Here is a 23,125-nt window from a genome sequence, read left to right as displayed (position 1 = left end):
GGCAGCAGAAGAATCAGTCGCCGCGATACTCGCAGCCACTGGTGCAAGTCTCGTGGATGCGCACCCGGCTCAGCTCCCCAAGTGTCGCCAGATCCACATGGCTCCAACCAAGGGATGTCTTCGGGCAGATGAGCAGCCAGTCTCCCCCAGGTCGCTTTTCCCAATCGCCCTATCCGCAAATTGGAAGAGTTCACTGGCGTCCCTCGACGTACCGCAACGCTCCGCGCCCATCAGCCCAGAAAACCAGACCTGTACCCATCGAGCCGCCAAAGAAAAAGCCACCCGCAGGTGGCTTCACTTCAGCAATCAATCATTGTGGCGGCAGCGGTACGGACTTGATCTTCAACTCCTTCTCCGCGCTGTTGATGCGTTCCGGCAGCGTGGGCACGCCCTTGGCGATGTCCTGGTCGGCATAACGCAGCTGGCGCTCCCGGATGAAGTTGTACTTGCCTTCGGTCAGTTGGTCGGCATGGTCGAAGTCATTGATGATGGTCGGCTTGATGAACACCATCAGGTTCTTCTTGTTCACTTCCTTGCGGTCACTGCGGAACAGCTGCCCGATGATCGGGATCTTGCCGAGGAAGGGCACCTTGTCGCCCGAGTCCCTCACCTCGTCCGAGATGAGGCCACCCAGCACCAGCGTCATGTTGTCCTTGATGAGGACCCGCGTTTCCACCGAACGCTTGTTCGTCACGATGTCCGCGGCACTGGTGTCGTTGGTGACGCTGGAGATCTCCTGATAGACGTTCAGGGTCACCGAGTCCCCTTCGTTGATCTGCGGCTTGATCTTCAGGGTGATACCCACGTCCTGGCGCTCGATGGTCTGGAACGGGTTGGTGGACGGGTTCGAGGCGCTGGTCGAGCTGCCGGTCACGAAGGGCACGTTCTGGCCGACCACGATCTTGCCCTCCTCGTTGTCGAGGGTGACCAGGTTCGGCGTCGAGAGGATATTCATCGAGTCATCGGTGGACAGCGTACGGATCAGCGCCCTGAGCGAGCCGTTGCTGTAGAAGCCCATGCTCAGCCCGGCATCCAGCTTGGCCGGGCTGCCCCCCGGGAAGGAATCGATGGCATTGCCCTTGAGCGACGACTTGAAGCCGCCATAGAAGCCGTCACCGCCGATGGCCCCGTCCGAGGTCTTCCACTGCACGCCCAGCTCGTTGACCTTGTTGTCCGAGACTTCGACGATCACCGCCTCCACCAGCACCTGCGCCCGGCGGATGTCCAGCCGCTGCACCACCCCTTCGACGGTCTTCATGATCGCCGGCGGCGCACTGATCACCAGCGCGTTGGTGGTGTCGTTGGCCTGGATGGAGATTTCCGCCCCGCTGATGCCCACGTCCTTGTCCTGCTTCTGCAGGCTGGTGGCCACGTTCTGCAGGATCTGCGCGACCTCCGACGCCTTCAGGTAATGCAGGTAGATCACCTGGGTGTCGCGGATGATGTTCCCCGGGCGGTCCAGGTTGGCCAGCACATCGCGCAACTGCTGGCGCTTGCTCGGGTCCCCGGAGATCAGAATGCTGTTGGTGCGCTCATCCACCGACACGCTCATCTTGCTCGCGCCCTCGGCACCGCCGCCCTGGGGCACCAGGTTGCCAAGCATGGCGGAGAGCTCCTTGGCATTGGCGAACTTCAGCGGGATCACATCGATCTCGAACTGCCCGGCCCGGTCGATCTCCGACACCAGCTTCAGCAGCTGGTTGATGTTGGAAGCCCGGTCGGAAATGATCAGCGCGTTGCTGTCCGGGTACGCCGCCAGGTGCCCCACCTGCGGGACCATCGGCCGCAGGATGTTCACCAGCTGCGTCGCCGGCACGTGCTGCGTGCGGATCACCCGCACCACCTGCTGGTCATCGTTCAGCGTGTCGTCGTCCACCAGCGGCACGCCGCTCTGCTTGGCGTTGGCGTCCGGGATGACCTTCACCGCGCTGTCCGACTCGATGGCGGAGAACCCGTGCACCTGCAGCACCGACAGGAAGACCCGGTACGCCTCTTCCGGCTTCATCGACTCGTTGGAAATCACCGTCACCTTGCCGGTCACCCGCGGGTCGATGATGAAGTTCTTGCCGGTCGCCTTGGCGATCCACTCGATGAAGGAGCGGATGTTGGTGTCCTGCATGTTGATCTTCACATCGCTGGCCGCCGCGGGCGCCTCGGCCGCCACCGGTTTGTCCTCGGCGTGGGCGCTGGCGAAGGGGACGAGCAGGCACAGACTGAGCAGCAGGCACGACGGGGCTCTGGTGGACACTTCTCTCACTCGACTACTTGTTCTGCGCGAGCTTGCGCTGAATGTATTGCTGGTAAGCGGTGGGTACGCCCTGGCTCGCCACCGCCGGCTCCGGGGCGGCAGGCAATGAACTGGCCAGGGTGTCGGTCACCGGTTCGATGTTCTGGGCGACGGGCATGGGGCTTTCCGGGGCCGGGCTGCTACCCGGCATCTCGCCGAAGCCGCGGAAACTGATCTGCTCCAGCTTGCCATTGCGCTTGAGCGTGATCCGGTGGCTTTCGATGCGCTGCACGGCGATACCGGGGCGCACCTCTTCACCCGGTTTGAGAATGAGGGTGCGATCACCGTCTTCCAGGATCACCGTGCTCTGCTCGGCGGGCGCCATGAAGAAGATCGCCGACACCTGCAGGTCCAGGTTGCTCTCGGGCAGCTTCTCGAGCGCTTCGGCCGCCACCGATTCGGCTTCGGCGCTGGACCCGAACAAACCGAGCAGCCCCTTGCCGAGCGGCGTCGGCCCGTCCTGCGGGCCGGGCTCGTTCATCGCGCCGGGGGCGAGCACCGGCGGTTGCAGCGCAGCGCGCAGCTGCAGGCCGTGCCAGGTCAGGGCGGCGAGCATGAGAAGGGAGCACAGGGACAGCGCCGACAGCTTTATCGCGCGTGTGCCTGCGAGCCGGGTCAGCGTGTGGAGGATGGTGGCCATGGACTCTTCCCTGTGATGGCGCGGCAATACTATCCATTGCTCAATCGGGTGCAAAGCCGGGTCAGGACGGGTGGTGGCGGATGATGGCGATATTTGACGCCGATCACGTTCCCCACCGTTTATGCCCGTTCGGCATTTGTACCTATCTTGAAATAAGATTTTTCCGTGTATAGCATTCTGCCATTGGAAAGGCTAAGGCTATCGAAGTCCTACGCCTGAATGCGCAAAATAAATGGAACTTTTCCCCCAAGATGCTGCAAGGATGCCGCCATACAGGGTTTCGCCGGGTGCTCGCTGCGCTGATCGCGCTAGCGGCCCCTGAAACCTTTGCATCCGAAATAGACATCCGCACCGCCTCCGCCCTCGGCTCCACCGGCAACGCCGCCGACTACGTCCTCTCCCTCGATGATTGCCGCGACCTGGCCGAAGTCAGCATTCCCGCCAGCGGCAAGCGATTCCTGCCGACCGACGCCACGCGTGACACCGACTCCAGCGTCGCCTGCTCCTTCAGCTTCCGCCTCGAAGGCGGCGACGTCCTGCAGCCGGCGGTCAAGCTGGTCTATGCCGACGGCCGGATCCAGGACTACAGCGAAACCTTCCAGCAGGAAGCCGTGGCCCCGCAGCTGGAACTCACCCAGCTGGCGATCGAGAGCCAGGATGGCGAGCAGTACCTGGTGGCCAGCTTCGACGCCCAGGACGACATCGACCTCAGCTACCTCAGCCTGTCCCTCACCGGCCTGCGCGCCTCCGACCTGCGCGCCGCCGGCGGCGTGGTCAGCCAGGCCGAGCGCAAGGCCTTCCTGCGCATGGCCGAAGCGCGCCGGGTCTTCCCCAAGGTCGACGGCCAGCAGCGCTACAGCCTGCGCCAGCGCCTGGACGCCCCCCTGAGTGCCGAGGAAGTGGCGCGCAACGCCCTGGTCATGGTCCAGGCGGTCGCCGTCGATGCTTCCGGCAACCAGAGCAGCTTCTCCGACATCCGCTTCATCGGCGAGAGCGTCGAGGAAGCCGCCCGCTCCATTGCCGTACACCCTGATCGGCTGGTCTTCAGCGACGCCCTGCAGTCGGCCCGCCTGGTTCCCGAGGTCGACTTCGAATTCCGCGGGCCGACCCCCCTGGCCGGGCTGGGCAACGGCATCAGCTACCGCTCCTCCAACCCGGACCTGGTCTGGGTCAGCGCCGAAGGCGTTGTCTATCCATTGCAAGAGACCGCCTCCGAGGCGGTCTTTGTTTATGTGAGCTACCCCGGCCTGCCCGAAGTCAGCCTGCCGGTGAAGGTCGACTACAGCCGCCGCCTCACCGCCCTGCGTTTCGAAGGCCAGGCCGCCGGCCAGCCCCTGGTCCTGCCGCGCCTCAACGACTTCCAGGCGCTGCCGGCGATCCTCGCGGTGTTCGACGACGGCAGCGAGTCGCCCCTGGCCGACAGCCTTGCCGTCGAACTGCAACTGCCCAACGGCAGCGAGGGCATCCTCGAGCGCAACGACCAGTTGCAACTGCGCGCCCGTGCCCAGGTGCCCGAGCAGAGCCCGATGCTGCTGCACGCCCGCCTGCAGCGTTACCCGGACATCGGCGTCGACCTCCCGGTCGCCGCCCAGGACGCCGCTCCCGCCGTCGACCTGCAGCCCGAAGCCAGCATCGCCGTCGGCTCGGTGCTCGAACTCCAGGCCAGCGCCAGCGATGACGTCGGCGTGAAAAGCGTCGAGTTCTGGCTCGACGGCAGCATGGTCGGGCGCCGCCTGTCCCCGCCCTACGCCCTCAGCCTGCCCATCGAACAGGAGCTGGAAGGTCGCACCCTGCGCGTGCGCGCCGTGGCCTTCGACGAAACCGGCAAGAGCCAGAGCAGCCCCGAGCGCGCCGTACAGGTCGTCGCCAAGAGCAATCCCAAGGCCCCCGAGTTCATCTTCGAATCCCCGGTGGACGCCCAGCGCGTCGTCGAGAACAGCCCGCTGCGCGCCGCCATCAGCGTCAACCTGGGCGTACTGCCGGACGTCGAATACCAGAGCGGCATCAGCCAGGTCGAATACTTCGTGGACGGCCGCAAGGTCGGCGAAACCCGCTTCCCCATCTTCGAACAGCGCCCCCTGGAGAGCGACCCGAGCAAGAAGCAACTGTTCGAGGTCTGGCAGGTCACCGTCCAGGTACCCGAGATCTCCCTGCGGGAAACCAGCATGGCGCTCTCCGCCCGCGTGCACGCCCAGAACGGCGCCGTGGTCGACGCCCCGGCCCGCCTGCTGCGCGTGCTGGAGAACCAGCGGCCCACCGCCCGCATCACCCAGCCCGCGGCCGGCAGCATCGCCACCGTGGGCCAGACCGTGAACGTCACGGTCGAGGCCGCCGACGACACCCTCGAAGGCGGCACCGACATCTTCCTGCTGGTCAACGGCGAGGAAGTGCAGTCCTACCGCCACCAGGACCGCGACTACGACGGCACCAAGCTCGGCCTGCGCAGCACCAGCCACAGCTTCCAGTTGCCGATCAAGCAGGACTGGCTCGGCCGCACCCTGGAACTGCGCGCCCGCGTGGTCGACCTGCACCAGCAGTCCAACCTCTCCGAACCGCTGACCCTGCCGGTCAAGGGCGACCAGACGCCGACCGTCTCCTTCAGCCACCCGGTGGAAGGCGCACACCTGGTCTCCGGCCAGCCGGTCGAGCTGCGCGCCAACGCCACCGACGACCTGGGCCTGCGCCAGGTGGACTTCTACGTCAACGGCAAGCTGGCGGGCACCGACCTCAAGGCCCCCTTCGCGGTGATCTACCAGGCGCCGGCCGGCGTGGACAAGGAAACCCCCCTGACCCTCCACGCCGAGGCCATCGACAGCGCCGGCCAGCTGACCCGCAGCGCGCCGGTCAACGTCACCCTGGGCAAGGACGAGGAAGACCCGGTCATCAACCTGGCCTCACCCTCCATCACCGTCAGCGACGCCGGCGACGACCTGGCCCCGGTGGTCGAGGACAGCACCTTCGTGCTCAAGGTCACCGGCTACGACAACGTCGGCGTCGAGCGCCTGGACCTCTACGGTGTGGCCAAGCAGGAAGGCGTCGGCTTCTACCTCACCGGCAACCCCAACGACCACCTGAGCAGCGCCGATGGCAGCCTCTCGGTGCAGGCCATCCCCGGCGCCCTCAAGGCCTTCTCCACCCTCAAGGTGGTGGCGGCGCCCAAGTTCAAGCACCTCGATGGCGTGCGCTACGACCGCTATCCGATCCGCGCCGTGGCCACCGATGGCGCCGGCAACGACAGCGAAGTGAAGGTGCTGATCGGCATCGCCGACGACGCCAAGCCCGAGGTCCGCGGCCTCAACCCGGTACAGAGCCGCATCTACAGCCAGGACAGCCTGCAGGTGGACGTGGTCGCCCACGACGACCGCGCCGTGCACGCCCTCGAAGCCAGCCTCTGGGCCGATGGCGGCAGCGCCCCGCTGTGGCACAAGCGCATCGACCAGCAGGGTGGCCTCGTCATCGGCCCGGACACCGTCAACCGCCTGGTGATCGACCTCAAACCCCTCAACCTGGGCAACCAGGACCGCGCCCTGCGCCTGAAGGTCGCCGCCATCGACGACGGCGGCCAGCAGGGCGACGAGCGCGAACTGCCCGTGCAGGTCATGGCCGACACCCTCGGCCCGCGCCTGGCCGTGGTCGCCCCGATCCAGGGCGCGCCGCTCTACGCCGGCAACCGCATCCAGGTCCGCCTGCGCGGCGTCGACGACACCCGCCTGGTGGCCCTCAGCGCCCTCAGCGGCAGCCGCACCCTGTATTCCAGGGCCCTCACCGGTGACCAGCAGCTGGCCAGCTTCGAAGACAGCTTCCAGATGGAGGTCCCCTCCGACCAGCAGGAACTGGTGATCGAATTGCGTGGCCGCGACCAGTACGGCAACGACGCCGACCCCACCCTGTGGCGCTTCCCCATCGGCAAGGACCTGCCGCCGAAGATCAGCGTCCGCGCCCCGGCTCCCGGTTCGCGCCTCTACGAAGGTGAAGCCTTTACCGCCCAGGCCCTGGTCACCGACGACCGCCAGGTGAACCGCGTCGAATTCATCCTGCGCCAGGGCGGCCAGGTGCAAGTGCTCAAGACCGTCAGCGGCGCCGACATAGCCAAATCCCAGGAAGGCTACGTCGGTGCCGCCCTACGCGTGCCCAACAAGGCCGGGGCCGACACCGATATCGCCGTGCGTGCCTACGACAGCGCCAACCAGGTCAGCGAAGCCTCGCTGGAACTGGAAATCATCGACGACACCGAGCCGCCGACCCTGCAGCTGAGCAAGCCGGAAGGCGACTTCAGCCTGCCGCCGGGCACCAACTTCCAGATCCAGGGCAGCGCCGGGGACAACCAGTACGTCGACGCCCTCGACCCCCTGCTGATCGACCCGGACACCCGCGAAGAACACGCCGTGGCCTGGGAACTGTTCAGCCGCAAGGACCGCGTCGAGACCGTCAAGGTGCCCAACCCCGGCACCCTCGGCGCCATCCTCGTCGGCCAGCGCTTCTACGCCGACTTCGACGGCCGCCTGCGCCTCACCCCCGAGCTCGCCCGCCGCTACGCCGGCAAGGTGCTGCAACTGGTGCTGCGCGCCCGTGACCGCGGCATCAACGAAACCCGATCCCCGGCCATCAACATCAAGGTCCTCGGCGACGAGACCGGCCCGCAGATCAACATCCAGTCGCCCACCGAGCGCCTCTTCGAGCGGCAGAAGACCAAGCTGCAGGTCAGCCTGCAGGACGACACCGCCGTCGCCTCCTACGAAGTGCGCCTGCTCGACGACCAGGGCCGTGACGACCTGGTGGCCAAGGCCGAAGGCCTCAGCACGCCGCAGGTCAGCGTCCCCGCCGCCGGCGCCGACGACCTGCTCGACATCGAACGCTACCGGCCCCAGGCCGAGCCCATCGGCCTGACCCTGGTGGTCAAGGCCAAGGACCTGCTCGGCAACGAAAGCCAGGTCACCCGCCGCCTGCTGGTCCAGCGTGACCAGGCGCCGCTGCTCAGCTGGAAGGACAGCACCCCCTCCGCCCAGCAGCAGCGCGGCATGCCCCTGCGTGGCAGCCTGGTCGTGCAGGACGACTTCAATGACGGCGCGCCCGCCAGCACCGGCCGCTACTTGCTGCTGGCCAGCTCCCTGCGCGACCTCGGCGGTGCCCGTGACATCCGCGGCCTGACCAGGGTGGACGCCACCAGCCAGCAGAACAGCCCGCTGATCAGCATCGCCTACCCCGAGGCCCAGGGCTGGCAGGGCGACCTGCTGCTCAACGAGAAACCCTTCCTGCAGGTCAAGGACGGCCGCCTGGTCCTCGCCGGCAACGAGCAGCTCGGCACCCCGCGCCTGCTCAAGCTGGGCACGCAGACCAGCAACTGGCAGGTCGAGACCTTCTCCCGCAGCCTCTGCCAGGTGCGCCCCGCACTGCGCGACGTGCAGGCCGTCGGCGGCCTGCTCGACCTCGCCACCCTCGGCGGCCCCGACGTCACCCGCCTGGTGCTGCGCCCCCGTGCCGGCGCGCCGGCCTTCATCCGCGAGCTGCAGATCACCCAGCTGGAAACCACCCAGGCCAACGTCAGCACCGATGGCGGCACCCGCGTACCGGGGCGCAACGTCATCAACCTGCTGCTCCAGGACGGCCTCGACGGCAATGCCCAGACCGCCTTCCTGCAAGTGGGCGACAGCGGTACCCAGAGCCGCGCGGAAGACCGCTACAACCTGCTCCTGCCGGTGCCCGCCGAAGTGCAGAGCAGCAGCCTGAGCCTGATCGGCCATGCCACCGACCGCCTCTCCCACGAGCGCGGCGACCTGGTGCTCGGCACCCTGCTGCAACAGCCCCTGCGGGTCGACGAGCAGGCGCCCCAGGCGCGCATCGTCAGCCCGGTGGCCGGCTCCGTCGCCGTGCCCATGCAGCAGCTGGACCTCAAGACCACCTTCGGCGACGACAGCCTCGGCCTGAAGAGCCTGCGCCTGCTGGAGAACCGTAGCCGTGTCGTCCACGACCTCGGCACCTACCTCGGCCAGGGTGCCCAGCAGCTGCCCTACCAGGTGCCCCGCGAGTTCTCCAGCGGCGAACTGGAGCTCACCCTGGTGGCCGAGGACTGGAGCGGTCGCACCACCGAACACAGCCTGCGCTACCCGCTGGCCGCCAACGAGAAGCCGCAGCTCAGCCTCACCGGCTTCAACACCTACTGGGTGGACGGCAGGTACGAGAAGGCCCTCACCGACCCGGCGCGCATCAACTACGGCGAATTCTGGGTGCGGATCAACGAACGCTTCCGCCTCGACACCGACCTGCGTGACGACGCCGGCCTCGCCGCCTACCGCATCCTGCGCCTCAGGCGCGACGGCAGCGTCGCCGCCGTGGTCTACGAGCGCGGCTTCCAGGTCAACTGCCCCGCCGCGCCGCCGCTGCAGGCCGCCGACCAGGCCGAGGTCCTCTTCGACCAGAGCGAGCCCACCGAATACCGCATCGAACTGACCGACACCTACGGTCATGTCAGCGACCGCACCATCCTGGTCCACCCGCTGACCAACATGGTCCCCGAGGTGCGCATCACCGCCCCGGGCGATGACCAGGAGATCGCCGCCGGCACCTTCCGCATCCGCGTCGGCCTGGTGGCCGCGGACGACCGCAAGCTCACCGCCGGCCGCCTCAAGGTCTTCGCCAATGGCGTGCCGCTGCCGGTGATCGGCTCCAGCGACGGCGTCACCGGTGGCGACAAGGTGGTCGATGCCGCCTTCGCCAGCATCCACGACAGCATCCATGCCCGCTACGACAAGTCCATGGCCGACGACTTCGGCCGCAAGGACAGCCCCTACGCGATGCAGCGCACCTTCGTGCTGGAAGTGCCCCAGGGCCTGATCCGCCATAACGAAGAACTGAAGCTCACCGCCCAGGTCGAGGACTCCGACGGCGCGGTCGGCCTGTTCGAGCGCAAGATCAAGGTGATGGCCGATACCATCAGCCCGAAACTGCTGTTCAAGCGGCCCACCCTCGGCTTCGGCGCCATCGAGGACAGCGACTTCACCCTGGTCTACCAGGCCTTCGACAACGTCAAGGTCAACCGCCTGGTGCTCTCGCGCGGCTACTCGGTGCGCGTGCGTGGCGAAGCCCAGGACCGCGAGCAGCCCTTCACCGTGGTGCGTACCATCGACGGCATCCCCTCCGAGGACTACGAGCCGGTCACCACCGTCGACATCGACACCCCCGAATACAGCCAGCTGATCCACGTCGACCGCCTGGCCGAGATCGTCCGCGCCTTCGGCCTGAGCAGCGACCAGATCGAGCGGGTCAGCGTGCGCGTGCGCCTGGAAGGCTTCGACGCGGCCAACAACGCGGTGCTCACTAACAGCTACCCGATCAACATCGATGCCCGCCCGGTGATCGACGTCGTCGAGCCCGTGCCCGGCGCCAAGGTCGTGGAAGGCAACCCGCTGTACGTCAACGCCAAGGCCTTCGACGACGTCGGCGTGGAGTACGTGCACCTGCGTGCCACCTACGGCAACGGCCAGCCGCCCTACGAGATGCGCCTGCGCCAGTCGCCCTACAACTTCTCCGTGCCGATGCCCGCCTTCGACCCGGACAACCCCCAGGCCAACCAGGTGCAGCTCAGCCTGGAAGCGGTGGACACCTACGGCGTCGCCCATGGCGACCTCGACGCCCACCGCGCCGAGGAACACCTGACGGTGGAAGTCACCCGCGACCAGCTGCCCAGCGTGGTGGTCGGCGCGCCGCAGAACAACAGCGAGACCACCGAAGGCCAGCTGCTGCTGGTGGAAATCAACGCCGTGGACGACGTCGGCATCGACCGCGTGGTGCTCAACATCGGCGGCCTCAAGGGCGGCGACCGCAGCCTCACCGACATGGTCTTCCCCTACGAATTCCTCGTCGAAGTGCCCTACGGCCAGGCCGGCACCGACCTCAGCCTCACCGCCAGCGCCCTGGAGCGTCGCGCCGACGGCAAGGGCCGCAGCGTCAGCACGCCCCAGGCCGTGCGCGTGCGCGTACTGAAGGACGACAAGGCGCCGCAACTGCTGGTCAAGCAGCCGCTGGCCAGCGGCGCCAGCATCGCCGAGAAGCGCAACCTGCCGTACCAGCTGGAAGTCAGCGACAACGTCCGCGTCGGCTCGGTGAGCCTGGGCCTGTACGTCGATCGCAACGGCGACGGCACCTTCGCTCCCGAGGAGCGCGTCTCCGACCGCCTGCTGCTCACCGGCCCCTACATCGGCAGCCTGCCGGTGGCCAGCATCGCCGACTACCTGGGCCGCACCGACAAGTTGCCCGAATCCCTGCCGATGCAGCTGCAGATCACCGCCCGCGACCCGGCCGGCAACGAGGCCAAGGAGATCATCCCGGTCAACCTGCTGCGCAACCAGCCGCCGGAGGTCAACGCCATCAAGCTGCTGGACGCCCGCGGCTTCGCCATGGGCGAGGTCACCGAGCTGACCGAGGGCCGTGGCGTCGTGGTCCAGGTCCAGGCCAGCGACCCCGAGGTCGGCGTCGACAGCGCCGCGCTCTACTACGCCATCGGCCCGGCCGGCTCCACGCCCACCTACCAGGCCCTGGGCGAGGATTCCGCCGCGCCCTACCAGTTCCACTTCAAGGTGCCCACCGGCCGTGTCGACCAGGTGCTGCGCTTCCGCGCCAAGGCCCGCGACCTCGACGGCTATGAGTCCGCCATGGTGGACCTGCCCGGCAGCATCCTGATCAAGGCCGACAAGCCGCCGCAGGCGCGCATCGTCAAGCCCGACAATGACAACGCCGTGGTGATCGACGGCCAGGATCTCGAAGTCTTCGTCGAGGCCTTCGACGACCTCGGCCCCGAGGGCATCGACCACGTCACCTTCTACGTCAACGGCGTACCGGTCATCACCACCGAGCAGAGCTACGGGCAGCAGGTCGGCAGCTACGCCCAGGACCACGTCTACCGCGCGCGCCTCGCCGCGCCGGCGGGCGTCCAGGGCTTCACCATCCAGGCCATCGCCTACGACGCGCTGGGCCAGGCGGGCGAGTCCCAGGTGGTGCGCGTCGGCAAGCTCGAAGACACCGTGGTGCCGCGCCTCGCCGTGCTCTACCCGATCGACAAGGACGTGCTGACCATGGGCGAAAGCCTGCGGGCGGTGGTGTCCGTCGAAGACATGGGCGGCGCCATCCAGGACGTCAACATGCTCTGGCGCCGCGAATACCAGAACGACGCCGGCGAATGGAAGGTGGCCGACGAGTACCCGCTGACCCTGTTCCGCGACGACCAGCGCCAGCCGGGCGACACCACCCCGGTCAGCGACCCGGACAAGCACTACTACATCTACTGGGCCGACTTCAGCCAGGGCAACGTGCTGCGCCGTACCGGCCTGCGCAACGAGCGCCTGCACCTGCTGACCAAGGTGGTCACGCCGAACCACACCGTCACCCGCGACACCTACCACGAGATGGGCTGGCCGCTGAGCGAGCGCCGCTTCATCGCGCCCCAGGCCGGTGCCCAGGCCCCCGCCAAGGGCGTGCACTACACCGCCATCGACCAGTACCGCGCCCTCGACCGCAGCGGCGCCATGATCGCCGCCTGGGCCAGCGTCGACCCGCTGCGCATCGAGCAGGGCCTCGGCCTGCTGAGCAAGGAAGACGCTCTGCGCGGCCTGCCCGAAGCGCGCACCGGCATCTACATCATGGATGCGGTGGACGAGACCCAGGGCAACCAGAAGGGCGACTACTTCGCCTACTCGCCGCTGCTCAACGGCGCCGCCGAGATCTTCAGCGGCACCATCGGCGAACTGGTCACCGACGAGAACATCGTGCTGGCCGGCAAGTCCGGCGTCACCGACGCCGGCAGCTGCCAGTCGGGGGACGCGGCCTGCCAGTTCGTCAACCAGTTCAGCGAAGAGATCCGCAAGGACTGGCACGGCGGCGACACCCCGAGCGAAGGCACCGGCGCCCTCTACCTGGACAACAAGGCCGGCGAGCTGCTGCTGTTTGGCCAGCGCAACGGCGACGGCCAGTTCGGCCTGCCCTACCTGATGATGGGCCGCGTCGACATGCCCTACCCGGATGTCTACGGCCTCACCCGCAGCGGCAACCTGGCCCTGGTGGCCAACGGTGCCGGCGGCGTGCAGGTCATCGACATCACCAACATGACCGCGCCCTACCACGTCGGCTACATCAAGCCCAACGGCTTCGCCCGCGACGTCAAAGTACGCGGCCACTACGCCTACATCGCCGCCTCCGAAGAGGGCGTGGTGGTGGCCGACCTGAGCACCCCGGCGATGCCCCAGGTGGCACGCATCGACACCCTGGGCGTGGCCAACCGCCTGCACCTGGTGGGCAACCAGCTCTACGTCACCGACATGGCCGGCAGCGGCGACAGCGCCCGCCTGACCCGCATCGACATCAGCGAGCCCGACCAGCCGCGCCTGGTGCAGGTGGTGGAAATCAAGCCGCACCGCCCCGACCAGGCCGCCGACGGCCTCTACGACGTGCACGTCTCCGGCAACCTCGCCTACGTCACCGAGCTGCTCTCCGACCAGGAAGACAAGCCGACCCAGAGCCTGGTGCAGATCCTCGACCTCGCGCGCATCGGCGAGAGCGGCCTGGACGCCAGCGTCCCGGTCATGGTCCAGCGCAACGCCACCCCCGACAACTTCGCCGTCCGCGGCGTGACCCTGGCCCGTGGCGCCATCCAGGTCGCCGCCGGCAAGGGCGGCATCGGTCGCATCGACCTGCCGGCCCTCACCGTGTTGCAGCACAACCCGCAGGTGGGCGAGAACGACGTCAGCACCCAGCTGCCGGCCATGCTCATCGAACTGTCGGCGGTGCTGCCGGAACAGACCCGCCTGGCCGACTTCGTCCAGGTGCTCGAAGGCGATGCCCAGGTGGGCCGCGACGTCACCGGCCTGTTCGACCTGTCCTTCGCCGCCCGTGGCAGCGACACCACCAAGCGCCGCATCCAGCTCACCCGCAAGGACGGCCAGAGCCTGCAGCCGCGCCAGCGCTACTTCGTGCGCATCAAGCAGGGCCTGGCACCGGTCACCGGCCAGCCGCTGGCGTCCGACTACGTCTTCAGCTTCAGCACCGCGCCGGCCGACGCCGCCTACCCGGACATCCAGAGCATCTGCACCCGCGAAAGCGCCGAGCGCAGCGCCTGCGTCAACGTCGGCGACGTGCGCGGCGGCACCGAACTGATCGTCCGTGGCCTCAACTTCGGCGACCAGCCGCGCCTGCTGGTGGGGGGCGAGCCGCTGGTGGTCGAGCGCCGCGCGGTCGACGCCGCCAGCGGCGTGATCAGCCTCTACGCCCGCACCGTGCCCAACTACCCGGGCCCGGCGGCGGTCAGCCTGTACACCGAGTCCGGCCTCTCCGACACCGTGCTCGGCGGCTTCGTGTTCGTCGACGAACTGTCCATCTCGCACCTGGCCCCGGCCGTGGTGCGCGTCGCCCAGAGCGGCAAGAACGACCGCGTCGACCTGGTCGGCAAGGGCTTCCACGCAGGCCTGACGCTCACCGCCTACAAGAGCGGCGAGCCGAACCCGGAGAAGAAGGTCATCAAGGTCGGCTCGGGCGATCTGCGCCTCTACAGCGCCGAGCGCATGAGCCTGCTGGTACCGGACTTCCGCGACGAGAACGGCAAGGGCTACCGCGGCTTCATCGACCTGGAGCTGGACGACGAACTGGGCCGCCACTACGTCCAGCGCAACGCCCTGTTCTACGGTCGCCTGCAGCTCGATCGCGGCCTGGAGACCGAGAAGCCGATGTCCGCCGAGGTCATCGACAAGCGCCTGGAGACCCTGGAGAAGGGCGGCATCACCGACTACGTGCCGGACCCGCTCAAGCTGCCGCCGGGCCAGATCGTCGACCTCGCCGTCGACAGCGACCTGCACATGTTCTACGTGCTCGGCCGGGGCGAACTGGGCGAAGGCTCGCCCCGACCCAACCAGGTGTTCAGCCGCGAGCAGCTCGAGCACTACTACGCCCCGGGCTGGATCAGCCTGGTGAAATACGACCCGGCCAAGGTCGGCGAAGCCGCGCCGCGCCACGGTCTGGGCTACTACAACCTGCCGCAGGACATGAAGCCCAGCGCCATGGCCCTGGCCGACAAGCAGCTCTACGTGGTGGGCCGCGGCTACGACTTCCCCTACATCGACACCGAATACGAAGGCCGCAGCGTGCTGCTGGTCTACGACCGCGAGATCCGCGACCCCGACGACCTCACCGAACAGCCCCCGGGCAAGGACCGTGGCATCCGCTACAGCCTGCCGCTGCCCTTCACCCAGGCCGTGCCGGAGAAGGTCGTCGCCCACCAGGGCCTGCTGCTGATCGCCACCACCGGCGAAGGCATCGCCGTGGTCAGCGTCGCCGACCCGCTGCGTCCCACCGTGGTCCGCCGCATCACCCAGGCCAGCATCGACGGTCGCGTGCAGACCCTGGGCAACGTCCAGGACATCGCCGTCATCGGCGACAGCCTGCACGTGGTCAACGGTGGCGCCCGCGTGGTCTTCGACCTGTCGCGTCCGTCCCTGCCGCAGCTGGGCGAATCCCGCGTGGGTGGCTACATCGGCCTCACCGCCGACGGCAGCCGCTTCGCCACCGGCAACGGCCTGAACCTCTACGACGCCAGCCGCCCGGCCTTCATCCGCGAGCAGGGCCGCTACCTCTCCGGCGGCTTCAGCGTGCCGGGCGACAGCCGTGGCATCGCCGCCCAGGCCACCACCGGCCTCAACCTGACCTACACCGGCAGCGACGACCTCGCCGACTGCGAGAAGGGCCTGCAGGCCTACCTGGGCTTCTACGACTTCAGCCGCCCCGCCGACATCGGCCTGCTGGACGCCCTCAGCCTGCCTTATTGCGTACGCCCCGCCGATTATCAGTACGAATACGACGGCCTGCTGAAGAAGCCCTGGCGCACCCAGCCGCTGGTCATCACCGACCAGGGCATCGCCGGCTTCGCCCTGCGCGCCGACGCCACGGCTGGCAGAGTCTCCCACCTCGGCCTGGTGGACCTGCTGACCCTGGAACTGGTGGGCTCCACGCCCCGCGACCAGGCCGACGGCGTGCCCCTGGACAGCCCCCTGGAGCTGCGCTTCACCCGCTCCCTCGCCGCCATGAGCGACGAGCAGCTGCGCCAGTTCCTGGTGCTGCAGCGCGACGCCCAGGGCGACCAGCCGGCCACCAGCCTGCCCTTCGCCCTGCAGCGCAGCGCCGACCCGCGCACCCTCACCCTGGTCCCCGAGCAGGCGCTGCTGGCCAATGCCAGCCACCAACTGATCCTCAAGGGCGATTTGGCCAGCCGCCGCAGCCGTGGCCTGATGGAACACGCCATCCACTTCCGCAGCGGCCTGGCCGGCGGTGCCCAGGTGGCCATCCTCGACAGCCGGCCGTCGATGCTCGATGTCGGCGGTGGCGAGATCACCGTGCACCTGTCCGGCGTCACCGGCCAGCCGCAGTTCACCGTCTCCGGCCAGACCGCCACCGGCACCCTGGCCGAATCCCTGCCCGACGGCAGCGCCCGCTACCGCGTCCAGGCACCGGCCAGCCTGCCCGGCCCGGCCAGCCTGCAAGTGGTCGCCGGCAACGGCAGCAAGGCCACCCGCGTCGGCGCCGTGCAATTCGTCGAGCCGCTGCTGCTGCGCTCGCTGTCCCCGGCACAGGGTTCGCTGAACGGCGGCACCCGCGTGCTGATCAAGGGCCAGGGCTTCCGCAGCGAACTGGGCGCCATGACCGTCAGCTTCGGCGACATCCTCGCCGAGCAGTTCAAGGTGCTCGACGGCGAAACCCTGGAAGTCATCACCCCGCCCGGCCCCATCGGCACGGTGGATGTGCGCGTGCGCCTGGCCAACGGTCAGCAGGGCACCCTGGCGCAGTCCTTCACCTTCCAGCAGCCGCCGCAGTCGCAGATCCGCGACAAGGGCCGCGTCTACGACCTGGCGCTGGACCCCAGCGGCAGCTACCTGTTCTCCGCCCAGGGCAGCAACGGCGTGCTGGTCTACGACCTCAACGCCGGCAACTACACCGCCGACCCGCAGAAGCCGCTGAACCCGGACGACCTGCTGCGCCTGATCGACCGCAACCGCGATGGCCGCGACGACCGCGTCATCTCCTCCATCAGCCTGCCGTCCGGCTACATCGCCGTGGGCGTCGAACCCTACTTCGAGCGCGGCTCCGACCGCGTCTACGTCACCGCCGTGCACCTGGCCGGCGGCAAGCCCGACGCCGCGCAACTGTTCACCGTGGCCTTCGACAGCCTCGACCCCTCGCGCACCACCCTGATCGGCTCCCTGGAGCTGCCCTCCAGCGCCGTGCGCGGCCTGCGGGTGCGCAACGCCCGCGTGCTGCTGGCCATGGGCGAGGAAGGCCTGGGCGTGGTCGACGCCTTCCTGCCGAACAAGACCTACCTGGTGGAAAGCCTGGCCAGCGACCCGCGCCTGCCGATGCTCGACGTCGCCACCCGTGACGCCGCCGCCGGCGAGAGCGGCCTGCTGGTCACCGTGGGCGGCGCCTTCGACTTCCCCAGCAACCGCCTGCTGAGCAAGGAAGAGAACGGCAGCGGCGGCTTCCAGGTCTACGGCCAGAGCAGCGGCCAGGGCCTGCAGCGCCTCGGCCACCTCGACCTGCCGGGCACCCGCGTGGTGCTGCAGGGCCGCTATGCCTACGTGGCTGCCGGCGCCAGCGGCGTCGCCGTGGTCGACCTGCAGGACCCGAACCGTCCCCAGGTGGTCGCCCGCGTCAACGACATCGGCTACGTCTACGACCTGGACTACAACGGCAACACCCTCTATGTGGCCCGTGGCGACAAGGGCGTGCTCAGCATCGACGTCACCGACCCGCTGCGCCCGCAGCCCAGCCGCAGCATGCAGGCCCCCGAGGGCGGCAGCGTGGAAAGCGTGGTGGCCAGCGAATACGCCGCCCACGCCGGGGGTGTCGACGCCAAGGGCAGCGTGCTGCAGGTGGTGCCGGACGTGGTGCTCAAGCTGCACACCGTCGACCCGCGCAACGGCATCCTCGACCGCCAGGTCGACGGCAGCCTGCAGGTCATCGCCCGCTTCAACAAGGCCATCGACCTCTACCCGTCGAACGCCGCCCTGTTCAGCCTGCTCGGGCCCCAGGGCGAGACCCTGCCGGCCACCGTGCAGATCCTCAACAACGACGCCCGCCTGACCCTGGCCGCCAGCGTCGCCGACACCCTCAAGGCCGGCGACCGCCTGACCCTGCTGGCCAAGGCCGGCATCGCCTCGGTCAAGCCGTTGTCCGCCACCGACACCGTGGTGCTCCAGCGCCTGGCCCAGGACCAGCGCGTCGGCCTCACCTACCGCGGCGCCCGCGACGACACCCTGAGCCTGGAAGCCGTGGTGCCGCGCCGTATCGCCCAGAACACCACCAGCCTGATCACCGTCAGCGCCCGCGGCATCCCGGCCAACCTGGCCCAGGTGCGCCTCTTCGCCGGTGACCGCGCCCTGCAGATCGAAGGCGTCACCCGCGACAGCGACACCGCCCCGGCCGTGCTCAAGGTCAGCGTCCCGGCCATGCCGCGTCCCGGCCAGTACAACCTGACCCTGTCCGTGCTGCGCGACGGGCTCTGGCAGCAGGCCGTGCTCGAAGGCGCGCTGCTGGTGGATGCACCGATCCGCTTCGACGCCCTGGCGCCGCTCTGGGGCCCGATCACAGGCGACACCAGCGTCACCCTCAGCGGCGACGGCTTCGAACCGGGCAACAGCGTCATGGACGGCCTCAAGGTGCGCTTCGGCGGCCTGCCGGTGGGCCGCATCCAGGTGCTTTCCACCAACCGCATGCGCGTCACCACCCCGCGTGGCGCCCCGGGCAAGGTGGAAGTGCTGGGTGAAGACCGCTACGGCAACCAGGCCCGCCTGAACGGCGAGCGCAGCTTCGGCTACGGCCTGCGCAAGCTGGCCGAGCTGCACCCCTCGCTGATCTTCCCCAGCGACCTGTGGATCGACCGCGACACCGGCGTCGCCGTGAGCAACGGCGGCCTCATGGTGGAAGGCTACGGCCAGCAGAAGCTCGCCGCCGGCGGCTGGCTGCCGGAGAACTACCGCGCCGCCACCTTCTCCGTGCAGGACCCCTCCAAGCCGCTGCTGGTGGGCGGCTCGCCGGCCCTGCCGAGCGACGCCCAGCGCCTGTCGCTGAAGACCCAGGCCATGGCCATTTCCAAGCGCCTGTCGGATGGCTTCCTCGCCAGTGGCGTCATGGAGCCCACCGAAGAGGAGCAGGACGTCCTCGACCGCCAGGCCGCCCAGGACTTCACCCTCGGCCTCGATTCCCTGCAGATCGCCCCGACCCGCGAGTGGGAAGGCAACACCTGGCGCAAACGCCTCTACATCGCCAGCGGCAATGGCGGCGTCGCCCGCCTGAACCTGGACGAACAGAACGGCCTGCAGGTGATCCAGGAAGAGAAGCTCGAAGGCCTCGTCAGCCGGCTGGTCAAGCAGGGCGACGGCCTGTTCGCCGCCACCGCCTCGGTGGATGTCGACCCGCCGAACAGCGACACCTGTGCCTTCAAGGTCGGCGGCTCCAGCGGCCTGGGCCTGGCCGCGCTGAACTACCAGGATGGCGAAGACCCGGTACGGGTCGCGGCACCGGACGGCCTGAAAGGTGCCGGCCTGCTCAAGCTCGACAACGGCTGGCTGCTCAGCGGCGGCCTGGTGCAGGGTGCCAAATGGGTCAACTGCCCGGGCTGGGACGAGACCCTGGCCAAGGCCGTCGACCTGGAGAAAGGCGAGATCCGCAGCCTGAACCTGTTCGACCCGAGCCAGACCCGCCTCTACAGCTTCACCGCCAACCCGCAGGACGCACTGGTCTATGGCCGCTACCTGGTGGTGGCCGTGGGCGGCCGTGGCGTCGAGATCGTCAACCGCGACGAGCCCGAAGAGCGCGTGCTGGTCACCCTCGACAAGCAGCTGCAGGCCGTCGCCGGTCGCGGCATCGCCCTGCGCATGGCCGGCAACCTGCTGTTCGTCTCGGCGGAAAGCGGCGTGGTGGTGCTGGACCTGGCCCAGCCGCTGCAGCCGCGCGTGGTCTCCGCCGGCAACCAGGAGCGCATCGAAGCCCTGGACCTCTACAACAACCGCCTGGTGGCCGGCTCCGGCAAACAGGGCCTGACCGTGCTCGAGCTGCCCGGCGCCCTGGTGCTCGATGCCAGCGTCGCCCAGGGCGCCTTGATCCCGGCCAGCGAGCAGGCCCTGAGCCTGAGCTTCAACGAGCCGGTGACCCTGGAATCCCTGCGTGCCCCGGGCGCCCTGCGCCTGCTGGACATCAGCAACGGCGAGCAGGAGCTGGCGGCCCCGAGCATCGAGGCCGTGGGCGGCGACGGCCAGTCCGCGACCCGCGTGACCCTGCGCTTCACCCCCACCGCCGGCGCCAGCCTGCGCCTGCAGCTGGCCTCCGCGCGCAACCTGCGTGGCGGCGGCCTGTGGGCGCCCTACCAGGTGGACTTCAAGGTGGCCGCCGCCGGCGCCACCCAACCGCGCATCCGCAACCTGGAGAACGCCCGCTTCCACCGTGGTGCCCAGGACCGCGTGGTGATCAACGGCAGCGGCTTCTCCAGCACCGTCAAGGGCTACGTCAACCAGTACCCGGTGGCCCTGCAGTGGGTCAGCACCGAGCGCCTGGAAATCGCCCCGAACGCCCTCGACATGCTGCCCCTCGGCCCGGGCCAGTGGCACCTGCGCCTGGAAGACGGCGGCCTGCGCGAGGACTACCTGGGCGCCCTGGTGATCGGCGCCGAGCAGGCGCTGGACCAGGTCAAGTACCGCATCAGCCCGGATTCCGCGAGCAAGAAGGGCGGCACCCTCGTCAGCATCAAGGCGTCCGCCGACGTGCTGCTGCCGGGCACCCGCGTGGTCCTGCGTGCCCGCCATGGCGCCACCGAGATCTACACCGGCCGCAGCCCCATCGTGGAAGAGCCGGGCCGCGCCGCCATCGACCTGCAGGACGACGTCGAGACCCAGCGTGACTTCGACTTCATCCTGCCGGGCGTGATCGACCCGGACATCTACGACGTCTTCCTGCGCATCCCCAGCGGCGCCAGCACCCGCGAGGTCAAGGTCGGCGCGCTGTCCTACACCCTGCCGCAGGGCCTGGGCATCGTGCTGCCGAACTACCCGCCGATGCAGATCGGCGCCGCCCAGGTGGTGGGCGACACCCTGTTCGTCGGCGTCAAGGCCGGTTCCGCGCCCACCAGCTCCAACCGCTTCCTGATGCCGGCCGGCCTGGAGATCTACGACATCGGGCTGTGGGAACGGCCGATCCGCCTGTCCCAGCTGCGCCTCGACCAGCCGGTGCTGGGCCTGGAGACCCTCGGCAGCCTGGTGTACCTGGCCAACGACCGCGACGGCGTGCGCGTGGTGGACGTCAACGACCTGGGCCGCCCGCTGCTGGTCTCCAGCCTGACCCTGCCCAACCACCGTGCCCTCGACCTGGCCGTGGAAAGCGAGCGTGGCGCCCTGGCCGTGGCCGCCGCCAACGACCTGGGCACCGGCTACGTGCGCTTCCTGCCCCTGGGCCGCAACGAACTGGGTGCCCAGGCGCCGCTGCCGAGCATCGCCTTCGACGGCAGCCTGCGCGCCGACCTGCTGGGTGCGCCGGTGGACCTGCAATGGCTCAACGGCCAGCTGTACGTGCTGTTCCTGCGCGACAAGCAGCTGCACCTGGCCACCTTCAAGGACTTCGGCGACAAGCTCGACTACCGCGTCCAGGCCATCGAGCGCGGCACCGTCAGCGGCGACTCCATCAGCGCGTCCCTCGGCCGCCCGACCCTGCAGGTCCAGCAGGGCCTGATCAGCGTCGGCACCGGCGACACCTACCTGCTGCTGGAAGCCAATGCCCAGGGCCAGTACGAAACCATCTACTGGCAGAACCAGAAGACCGGCGGCGAGCTGCTCGGCGTCGGCGGGCAGGTCATGCAGGGCAACGGCAAGGGCGTGCAGATCAATACCTCGCCCTACCTCGCTGTCGCCTCGGCCACCCCGGGCAACGGCGCCGTGCTGGGCAGCGGCGAATCGGTGCAGATCGCCTTCAACAACCTGATCAACACCGACCCGGCGCACCTGGCCCAGGCCATCCGCGTGCTGGGCGAGGGCGGCCAGGCGCTGCCGGCCGGCGCCTTTGAAATGACCGGCACCAACACCCTGCGCGGCGGCCAGGTGCAGATCGCCTTCAAGGGCGACTACCAGGGCGCGCTGCGCATCGAAGTGGGCACCGCGCTCACCGACCTGGCCGGCCACGCCCTGCGCCAGGCCTTCGTGCTGCAGCTGGAGCGCCTCACCGGCATCCGTCCGCAGGTCACCCAGGTCCAGCGCGAAGCCGCCGGCGTCGCGGGCCTGCACTACTTCCACGCCACCGGTGGCGAAGTCGCCGTGATCAAGGGCAGCGGCTTCGGCGTCGCCGCCGACCAGCTGGCCGTGTGGCTGGGCGAAACCCGCCTGCAGCCGCAGCAGATACTGGAACTCAGCGACACCCAGCTGCGCGTCGAGGTGCCGGACCTGCAGATGGCCGGCATCAGCGCCAGCCTGGCGGTGAAGGTCGAGCGCATCGACCAGCGCCTGTCCTACCTGCGCCAGGGCGCCATGACCGTGCTGCCGCAGATCGAGATCGACGACCTGCAGCCGCAGACCGGCCCGCCCCAGGGCGGCAACCTGGTGACCCTGCACGGCCGTGGCTTCAACCACTACATGCAGGTGCGCTTCGCCGGCGCCCTGGCCGGCGACCTGAAGATCCTCAGCAGCAACCGCGCCGAAGTGCGCGCGCCCGCCGGCAGCTTCGGCAAGGCCAGGGTCGCCGCCATCAGCCAGCTGTTCCCGGGCGAACAGACCGACTCGCCGGTGGACTACTTCTACACCGGCATCCCCACCGGCTCGGTCAACCTGCCGGCCGAGATGGCCAGCCCGGTCTCCGCCATCGCCCGCCTCGACGGCGCCGAGAGCCAACTGCTGTACGCCGTCACCGGTGGCAGCTTCGACAAGCTCGACAGCCAGGGCCGCGTCGCCACCCTGACCAGCAACGCCGCGCGCCTGCTGGTGGCCGACATCAGCGACCCGGTGCACCCGGTGATCGTCACCCGCGAGTTCGCCGGCCAGGCCAAGGCCTACCACTACGAAGCGCCCAACGGCCTGTCGCCCCGTGGCTTCGTCGACCTGACCATCAACGACCGCCAGCTGTTCGTCGCCGGCGGCCGCAAGCTGCTGCAGTTCGACCTGACCCTGCCGGCCGCGCCGGAGAAGCTCGCCGAA

The 23,125-nt window shown here is 68.9% G+C and carries 3 protein-coding genes and 1 pseudogene (1 of these 4 cut by a window edge); 1 reads left to right on the top strand and 3 read right to left on the bottom strand.

Features of this window, described 5'->3' with window-relative positions:
* Positions 1–13: 13 nt before the first annotated feature.
* The 3 genes and pseudogenes from ACYJSS_RS26375 to ACYJSS_RS26365 all read right to left on the bottom strand — a co-directional run.
* Positions 14–82 (bottom strand): annotated as a pseudogene (locus tag ACYJSS_RS26375) (6-carboxytetrahydropterin synthase QueD); the annotation flags it as partial.
* A gap of 228 nt (positions 83–310) precedes the next feature.
* On the bottom strand, positions 311–2,248 hold the full coding sequence (gene gspD / locus ACYJSS_RS26370) for a type II secretion system secretin GspD (RefSeq protein WP_236205929.1): 1,938 nt from the start codon (positions 2,246–2,248) through the stop codon (positions 311–313).
* Between the two features lie 13 nt (positions 2,249–2,261).
* Positions 2,262–2,927, bottom strand: coding sequence for a type II secretion system protein N (locus ACYJSS_RS26365; protein ID WP_236205928.1), 666 nt, complete (start codon positions 2,925–2,927; stop codon positions 2,262–2,264).
* A 287-nt stretch (positions 2,928–3,214) separates the two neighbouring features.
* On the opposite strand from ACYJSS_RS26365, the gene ACYJSS_RS26360 reads away from it, so the two are divergent.
* Positions 3,215–23,125, top strand: the 5' portion of a protein-coding gene (locus ACYJSS_RS26360) for an Ig-like domain-containing protein (protein WP_236205927.1). It continues 22,986 nt past the right edge of the window; only the first 19,911 of its 42,897 coding nucleotides appear in the window; it begins with the start codon at positions 3,215–3,217; its stop codon lies off the right edge, out of view.

Source organism: Pseudomonas sp. No.21 (assembly GCF_054558415.1).
The sequence above is the reverse complement of the archived record's forward strand: the minus strand, read 5'-3'. Positions and strand labels throughout refer to the sequence as shown.